The sequence below is a fragment of the Sulfurovum sp. genome (assembly GCF_049668085.1).
Taxonomy (GTDB): domain Bacteria; phylum Campylobacterota; class Campylobacteria; order Campylobacterales; family Sulfurovaceae; genus Sulfurovum.
The window spans coordinates 1-8371 of record NZ_JBATIY010000122.1 but is presented as its reverse complement, the minus strand read 5'-3'; the positions used below and the strand labels follow the sequence as shown (position 1 = coordinate 8371).

The following is an 8371-nucleotide window of genomic DNA, read 5'->3' as shown; positions in this document are numbered from 1 at the left end:
ATCATAAGCAGACACTGTATTATTATTGAACATCACGACACCAGTAGTGAAACTTAAATGCTGTTCATCTCCTGAAACAAGAAAAGGCGGGACAAATTTATCTTGAATCGTACTTATATAATTTAGTATCATCTCTTTTGAAAGTGTTTTATCACCATCTAAAGAAGGAATGAGAATAGCAAATTTATTACCAGTGATACGTGCAAATATATCATGGCTATTTATACACTCATCAATCCTTTGAACTACTTGTTTAAGCAGATGGTCCCCCATATCATGTCCATAGGTTTCATTGACTTTTTTAAAGTGATCGATATCGAGAAAAAGTAAAGCAGCATATACATTATTTTGATTTGTATTGGTAAGAAAAGCTTTTAGTTTGTCTAAAAAGAGTGTACGATTTGGAATGTTTGTAAGCATATCATAATAGGCATTTCTCAATACTGCTTCTTTTGCAGTGACCTCACTAGTAATATCATCGATAATAGTGATACCTCCGGCAACGTTGCCTTTCGCATCAAGCATAGGTACGGTTGAAAGATTCACATAGAGACTCTGGTTAGAGTTAAGGACTTCGAAAGGACCACGATAATTACCTGTTTTGCCTTTAAATATCTCATTATGTGCATTGATCACTTGCGAATTTGAAAGGTGATTTAAGTTGGTATTGAGTAGGGCTTCTTTGTCTTTTTCCTTATTCATTTGCATAAAATGCATATTGACATCTTGAAGTTCCAAAGAAGTATTATAATAATAGATACCTACAGGGGCACGTTCGAACAGGGAGAAGAAACGTTCCTTGAGTTTTTCATGTGAATGTTTGATGGTCATGAAGTGTTGACGATTGTTCAATGCATTATTGATCACTTTTCCATAATAGTTTGCGGTGAGTATCATGATGAGCATCAGAGCAAGAATAATAAATGCGATCATACTGTAAAGTTCATCTTCCATAAAAAAGAGACGCAAGATAATAGGAGCATAGGTAACTAAAGCATAGGTAAGCAGAAGATCAGTTTTAGATGCCAGGATACCCATGGCAGAAAAACCAATGGCAAATAAAAAGAAAAGCAGGGTCATCTGATTTAAAAGTCCCGATTCAGGGAAGAGTAAAAATGCACTGCTCCCCCAGACGATACCACTGAGCAGGGTATTGGTATAATATTTATCAAGCCATAGATCTGCATTTTTGAGTTTATTGGCCTCACTCTCATTTCTAAACTGATAATAGTGATAAAATCGATAGAGGAACATAATAAAACTGACAAGAAGCCAGATACCAATGGAATCGAGATCTACACTTTCTAATTGTATGGCAGATAGTAGAAGGGCACCTAAAAGATTCCCGATAAGCATGATGGGTAATGAAATATAGTAAAAGACCATTTTATCATAAGCAAGACGCTCTTCAAATGATATGTCGGCATTATCAATGGCTTGGTCTAAACTATCTTCTTCTATCTTACTATCTTTATGATTCATTTTGGTACCCATCACTTTAATGTTACTCCCTAAAAATAGATAGAGTATATTTAAAAATTATAACACTACTATAACATAAGTTTTGCCATAAAGTAAATTTTATTTTATCTTTATTTGTATGGAAAAATCAACATGACACGTATGGTTAAACCTAACTTATGCTAAAATCACTTTTTATTTAATTATTAGGTCTTTACATATGGATACTCCAAATTTCTACGAAGAAGTAATTGTCTTTGGACTACTTCTTTTTGCCGTAGTTGGAGTATATATGATGCTCAAGATACATTACCATTTTGCCTTTAGTTTGATGAAAAACACTTCTTCGTATGAAAAGAATAAGATTAAAATAGCCAAAGCCAAAAAATATCTGTTTTTTCTACTTAAAGTATTATTATGGCTCGGACTGATCGGTACAACGGCTTTTTGTAGCTATTATCTTTCTGAAGGGATGAGCTTAAAGGCACTTCTTTTTGAATGGTGGTCTAAGATACCAGAGGGGTTTTGGTTAGAAGCATTTTTTGTTATCATTCGCATAGCATTGATCATTACTTTATCACGGTATGTATTAAAGTTTGTCTATGCATTTTTAGATAAATATCAACAAAAAGCGATTGAAAATAGGTGTGCAAACTGTAGTGAAATAACTATTGTGAAGCTCTATACACGTTTACACAATATGGTGAAATATACAGTCTTACTAGGTATACTATATCGTATTACACTTTTCTTCCCTTTCTTGGAAGTGATAAGTCGTGGATTATGGATACTCCTTATACTCTATTTTGTAGTATCATTAGGGTTATTGATAGTAAGTGGTATGACAATGATAAAAGAAAGAAGAGGATTATGAATATGAGCGAAGAGATGAAAATGTCACCACAAAAACGAGCAACACTTGTATCAAGTTCCGTTGCAACACTTTTGGTGATCATAAAATTAGTCTTGGGAGTAGCAAGTGGTTCAGTGGCAGTACTTGCTTCTGCTATAGACTCACTTTTGGATATGTTGGTTTCCGCATTTAACTTTTTTGCGATTAAAAAATCAGAAGAAAACCCAGACGAAGAATATCAGTATGGCAAAGGTAAGATCCAGGCTATTGCAGCGGTCATAGAAGGTACTATCATTACCATTTCAGGTATTTACATCATTTATGAAGCGATTAAAAAATTAAACAGTGGATCTGCGACGACACTTCTTACACCTTCGATCGTAGCTATGACGTTTTCTATCATCATCACTTATGTTTTAGTAAAGTATCTATTGAAGGTTGCCAAAGAGACAGACAATCTTGTCATTAAAGCAGATGCATTACATTATCAAACAGACTTGTGGAGTAATGCCGCCGTCTTAGTCGCATTGGGACTGGTATATATGACAGGCATCGATGCTATTGATGCGATATTTGGTTTAGGGATAGGACTTTATATCATTTACTCTGCGTATGAGATCATACAAGAGGGGGTTGAGATACTTATAGACCGTGCATTAGATGAAGATATGGTAGCAAATATCAGTGAAATTATTTCAAATCATCCTGAAGTAACAAGTTACCATTGGCTTAAAACACGTACGGATGGAAGTACCAATTTTGTAGAGTTTCATATGGTCTTGCGTCCCAATATGTTATTACTCGAAGCACATCGGATTGCCGATCAGGTAGAAGATAAGATCTTTCTACTTGATAAAAATAAAAAATGGATCATTACACCGCATTTTGACCCTTATGATGATGAGCAGCTGAATGAGGCGATGTTGAATGGGAAGACTTTGATCCATACAGATAAAGAAGAATAATGATGAAGAATGATGGGTTGATCTATCTTTTGTCTCCTTTACCCCAAGAAGGGACGATACATCTACCTATGATAGATTTTAGACTTCTTCCTGTAACGATAGATTTTTCAAAATGTGATGTACTGATGTTTACATCCAAGCAGGCGGTTAAAAGTGCTGAGGCATTGACCACTGAATGGAAAAAATACCCTTGTTTGGCCATAGGTTCAGCCACGGCAAAAGAGATAGAATCTCTAGGAGGGGAAGTGATTTATCAGCCAGAATCATTCTATGCAGAGACATTAAATCAAGATATTATTACACTCTTTAAAGATAAACATATTTTGTATTTACGACCCAAAGAGGTCTCTTTTGATTCAAAAAACTTTTTAGCCAAAGCGGGTATAGTACTACAAGAACAGATCATCTATGAAACTTCCTGTATTGGCTATGAGGAAAAAGAGAAACCTAACAAAGGTGCAATTATTATCTTTACCTCTCCTTCAACCATACACTGTTTTTTGAAGAATTTTGAATGGGATGAAAGTTATACGGCAGTAGTCATAGGTGAAGCCACATCAAAACATTTACCTTTAGATGCACATTTTGAGGTAGCTGATGAGCCACTTATTAGTGCATGTGTCATAAAAGCAAAGCAACTTTTACTCATTTCTAACTCCAAATAGGTTATAATAAATTTAACCTAGGTGGTGCGACGACTGTATTTGGGGTCCAACATTAATCTTAGTGGGACATGTAGTCTCTTGGTGTGTGGAAGTTTTCGTTTGAGTTTGACTAGGTCGACGAGGAATCATCCCCTAAAGAGAGACTCTCTCCTGCACTGTTGGCTATATAGGGCCGACTTTAAGCAGAACGCCCACCCGGGGCATTTATTAGTGACGATATTTGCACGTATAGGACTTTTCAAAAAGCTATCGATGAACTATCCGTTCACTTTCAAGCCTTTTGAAAAATCCTCTACGCACAATTTTCATCACTTCTATCCATCCCTTTTTTGGTTATGACACTTTTAATTTTCGGAGAATTTTATGAACGTATTGATAATAGGTACAGGTGGTAGAGAATATTCTATTGGTTTGGCATTGAACAAAGATGAAAATGTAGAGAAGATCTATTTTGCACCAGGTAATGGAGCAACAGATACATTAGGTGAGAATCTTGATATCAGTGATTTTTCTACATTGGCTGATTTTGTTGAAGCCAATGATGTAGAACTTACTATTGTTGGTCCTGAAGCACCATTGGTTGATGGTATTGTTGATGTCTTTAAGACCAGAGGGCTTACTATTTTTGGACCTACAGCTCAAGCTGCACAACTTGAAGGTTCAAAAATATTTATGAAAAACTTTCTTGCACGTCATAATGTTCCTACAGCAAAATACATTGAAACTGACTCTCTTCAGGATGCATATGATTTCATTATGACACTTGATGCACCTATCGTGGTTAAAGCAGATGGCCTTTGTGGTGGTAAAGGTGTGATCATTGCGCAAAGTCACGATGAAGCAAAAAAAGCTGCGGGTGAAATGCTCTCAGGTAACTCATTTGGTGATGCTGGAACAAGTATCGTTGTTGAAGAGTTCTTAGATGGTTATGAACTCTCTGTATTTGCCATCTGTGATGGAAAAGATTATGTGGTATTGCCAGCTGCACAAGACCATAAAAGATTACTGAATAATGATGAAGGCCCAAATACAGGTGGTATGGGTGCATATGCACCAACTCCATTGGTAAATGATGAGATTTATCGTAAGTTGGATGAGAGAGTTATTGAACCTACGCTTAAGGGAATGGAAGCGGAAGGTATGCCATTTACAGGTGTACTTTTTATTGGTGTGATGGTAGTTAAGGGTGAGCCTATTATTCTTGAATATAACGTACGTTTTGGTGACCCTGAATGTGAAGAGTTGATGCCACTGCTCAAGTCTCCGGCATCTGAACTGTTCTATAAAGCAGCAACAGGTGATCTTAAAAACGCGAATATAGAGTTTCATGACAAATATGCAGTGGGTGTAGTAATGGCAAGTAAAGATTATCCATACAAAAGTACTCCTCCTGCAGAAATCATTGTTGATGATATCTATCATGAAGAGGTCAGTGAAAATGCACATATCTCATATGCGGGTGTGACACGTGGTGAAGATGGAAAACTTTATGCTGCTGGTGGAAGAGTATTGGTTTGTGTAGGTGTCGGTGACAGTATTAAAGAAGCACAACAATATGCTTATATGTTAGTGGGACAAGTACATTTTGCTGGTAAACAGTGTCGTACGGACATTGCATATCAAGCACTTTAGGAAGTAGAAATGTCTGAACCTCTTTCTTTGTCTATTGCCAGTAATCAAAAAAGAATTACCGCTTTTGTCATAGATGATATTGTTATTTCTCTGTTTTTTATCATTATTTTTTATGATCAATTTTCTACAGTTTTTGCAAATATCACTGTGGTAGATGAAGCAGCACTTGAGACTCTCAATGCCTTTCTTGCCCAAAACCTTTTGGTTGTACTTGCTATCAAGCTTATTTATCATACGGTTTTCGTTTGGCAGAACGGTATGACTTTAGGTAAGTATCTCATGAAGATAAAAGTGATAGATATAGAAACAGGGAATATTCCGAATTTTTCGAAGGCATTTTTACGTGCTTCTGTGAGAATTCCCAGTGAAGTACTCTTTTATTTAGGTTTTCTTATGGCTTTTTTTGTACCACTGAAACAAACACTGCATGATAAACTTTCTAACTGCGTAGTTGTGAATGACTAAACATATCTCCTTTGTACTTTTATGTATTATTGTAGCAATGCAAATAGTGTCTGCTGCATCAGATAAAGGTAAAATTGAAATCACTGCAAAACATATAGATTCTGTTGAAAACATAGTTACAGCAAAAGATAATGTAGTGGTTTATTATGAAGACTCTGTGATCAAAGCATCTTCTGCAACCTTTGATAAAAGTAAAAAACTGCTTGTTCTTGATGGCAATATTGAAATGATCGGGTATAAAGGTACGAAAGAACATAGCAACCATATTGAGATATATACGGATACAAAAGAAGTTGCCTTTGATGAGCTTTTTCTTATGAGTAAAAATGATGTATGGCTTTTTACAGAGGAAGCGCATAGGCAAGATACAAACTATACGCTAGGCACATCAGTGATTTCAAGCTGTGACATTTCAGACCCTTTATGGAAAATGACCTTCTCACGTTCTCTGTACGATAGTGAAGCACAGTATATGAAGCTTTATGATACAAAAATGTATTTATGGGACATGCCTGTATTTTATACACCTTATTTTGCCTTTCCCTTAGATAGACAAAGAACTTCGGGTCTGCTTTTCCCAAGCTTTGGATATTCATCCAGAGAAGGATTCCGTTATGAACAACCTATCTTTTGGGCAATTTCACCCAGTATGGATATGGAGTTCAACCCTCAGATACGGACTTCAAGGAGTTTAGGGCTCTATACGACATTGCGTTTCGCCGATTCAGCACACTCCTCTGGAGCATTGAGGGTAGGGTATTTTAAAGATAAACAAGATTATGTAGAAGATAATAATCTTGAAGATGACAGTCATTATGGTGTAGAGTTTAACTATGAATCTTCTAGAGTATTTTCTCACAAGTTATCCCCAGGGTTCACAGATGGTCTGTATATTAACTCAACCTATCTCAATGATATTGATTACTTGAATTTGCAGCAAAGCCACCTTACACATTTTGGACTTGTACCTTTACAAGAATCGAGAGTCAATTATTTTCTTTATAACAATGACTACTATACAGGGTTGAATGCTAAATATTTCATAGATACAAGAAAAGATGATAATGACGATACACTTCAAATACTCCCCTCTATGCAATTTCATAAATACTTGAGTCATTTGATATGGGATAATTTAACCTACAGTGCAGATTTTCTTATTAACAATCTCCATAGAGAAGAAGGTACGACGCTTAAGCAAGCAGAAATCAAAATACCACTGGAATTTACCACAGCATTTTTTGATGATTTTTTAAATCTCTCTTTGGGTGAAGAGATCTATTATAGTAAATTCTTTTTTGGCAATGGGGATTATATTCATGATGAGTTTCAGTACTACAGTAATATACATAAAGTGAAACTTTTCACAGATCTAACGAAAAAGTATGAAGGTTTTGTCCATGTATTACAGCCCTCTATCAGATATATTAAACCGGGGAGTGAAAACCAGTCTCCTGTAGAGTTTGATTCATTAAGCGAGGAACAGCAGGAACTGTTTGCTGTTGGATTGCCTGAAGAACAGTATGTACTAGGCTTGAGCCAATATTTTTATGATGAAAATATGAAATTGAAATTTTTTCAAAGATTTTCTCAATTATATTACCTTGATCGAGAGTATGAGGTTGCTGATTTGAGTAATGAGATGCAGTACAATTTAAAGCAGTGGAACTTTTATAATAATATCACCTATTCTCATGAATATGGGAAAATACGTGAATCTTCGAGTCGTATTGGATTGAATAAAACGGATTATCGTTTTAGTGTTGGACATACGTATAAAAAGATCTTACCCGATGACTCTACGTATAGTGCTACTTCGGATGATGATGTGTACGCAAATGAAGTTTATTTCTCCTTTGCGTACACATTCAATGAACGGATCAAGTTGAATGGTGGTTTAACCTATGATGTGGATGATGAATCAAGTAAGCAGTGGAGATTTGGGGGGAGTTATCATCGTGATTGCTGGAGTGCAACAGCTTCCGTCAGACAAGATATTGTACCTAGACCTACAGGATATACTGAGGATACCACTTTTTATTTACAATTGAATTTTATACCGTTTGGTGTAGTGGGAACTGAATAATGATCATCAGTCCTAAAGAGGAGATAGAAAAAGCCCTAGAGATATTACAGTTACCTAAATTGATAAGCAGGGCAGATATTAAAAAACAATATCATTTCTTGGCTAAAAAGAAGCACCCTGACCGAGGAGGTGATGTTGCAGAGATGGAACAGTTAAATCATGCCTATCAATTATTGATGAAGTATATAGAAGAGTTTCGTTATACTTTTGATGAAGAAGAAATTTCCAAACAATTCCCAGGAGC

8 protein-coding genes are annotated in these 8371 nt (G+C 35.8%); 7 read left to right on the top strand and 1 reads right to left on the bottom strand.

Going from position 1 to position 8371, the window contains the following annotated elements; translation table 11 throughout:
- Positions 1–1482: diguanylate cyclase domain-containing protein (locus WBM70_RS08060; protein WP_424557991.1), on the bottom strand; the 1482-nt coding region annotated here is incomplete at its 3' end.
- Positions 1483–1681: 199 nt separating this feature from the next.
- On the opposite strand from WBM70_RS08060, the gene WBM70_RS08055 reads away from it, so the two are divergent.
- The 7 genes from WBM70_RS08055 to WBM70_RS08025 form a co-directional block, all read left to right on the top strand.
- Positions 1682–2335: a hypothetical protein gene (locus WBM70_RS08055; protein ID WP_424557990.1), complete on the top strand. Its 654-nt coding sequence runs from the start codon at positions 1682–1684 to the stop codon at positions 2333–2335.
- Positions 2336–2337: 2 nt separating this feature from the next.
- The gene (locus tag WBM70_RS08050) at positions 2338–3279 is read left to right on the top strand and encodes a cation diffusion facilitator family transporter (RefSeq protein WP_424557989.1); all 942 of its coding nucleotides are present in this window, start codon (positions 2338–2340) and stop codon (positions 3277–3279) included.
- Complete coding sequence (locus WBM70_RS08045) at positions 3279–3944, top strand: uroporphyrinogen-III synthase (RefSeq protein WP_424557988.1); 666 nt, start codon at positions 3279–3281, stop codon at positions 3942–3944. Before WBM70_RS08050 ends, WBM70_RS08045 begins: the two co-directional genes overlap by 1 nt.
- A 363-nt stretch (positions 3945–4307) precedes the next feature.
- On the top strand, positions 4308–5576 hold the full coding sequence (gene purD / locus WBM70_RS08040; RefSeq protein WP_424557987.1) for a phosphoribosylamine--glycine ligase: 1269 nt from the start codon (positions 4308–4310) through the stop codon (positions 5574–5576).
- Positions 5577–5585: 9 nt separating this feature from the next.
- Positions 5586–6041, top strand: a complete 456-nt coding sequence (locus WBM70_RS08035) for an RDD family protein (protein ID WP_424557986.1) — start codon at positions 5586–5588, stop codon at positions 6039–6041.
- Positions 6034–8127, top strand: a complete 2094-nt coding sequence (locus tag WBM70_RS08030) for an LPS-assembly protein LptD (RefSeq protein ID WP_424557985.1) — start codon at positions 6034–6036, stop codon at positions 8125–8127. The genes WBM70_RS08035 and WBM70_RS08030 overlap by 8 nt, the downstream gene beginning before the upstream one ends.
- Positions 8127–8371 (top strand): J domain-containing protein (locus WBM70_RS08025; RefSeq protein ID WP_424557984.1); only part of this gene is annotated, 245 nt, incomplete at its 3' end. The genes WBM70_RS08030 and WBM70_RS08025, both read left to right, overlap by 1 nt.

What these genes read in the sequence shown, in the direction of transcription:
- purD (WP_424557987.1), top strand. Translation starts at nt 4,308, where the DNA reads ATGAACGTATTGATAATAGGTACAGGTGGTAGAGAATATTCTATTGGT.
- WBM70_RS08045 (WP_424557988.1), top strand. Translation starts at nt 3,279, where the DNA reads ATGATGAAGAATGATGGGTTGATCTATCTTTTGTCTCCTTTACCCCAA.
- WBM70_RS08030 (WP_424557985.1), top strand. Translation starts at nt 6,034, where the DNA reads ATGACTAAACATATCTCCTTTGTACTTTTATGTATTATTGTAGCAATG.
- WBM70_RS08055 (WP_424557990.1), top strand. Translation starts at nt 1,682, where the DNA reads ATGGATACTCCAAATTTCTACGAAGAAGTAATTGTCTTTGGACTACTT.
- WBM70_RS08050 (WP_424557989.1), top strand. Translation starts at nt 2,338, where the DNA reads ATGAGCGAAGAGATGAAAATGTCACCACAAAAACGAGCAACACTTGTA.
- WBM70_RS08035 (WP_424557986.1), top strand. Translation starts at nt 5,586, where the DNA reads ATGTCTGAACCTCTTTCTTTGTCTATTGCCAGTAATCAAAAAAGAATT.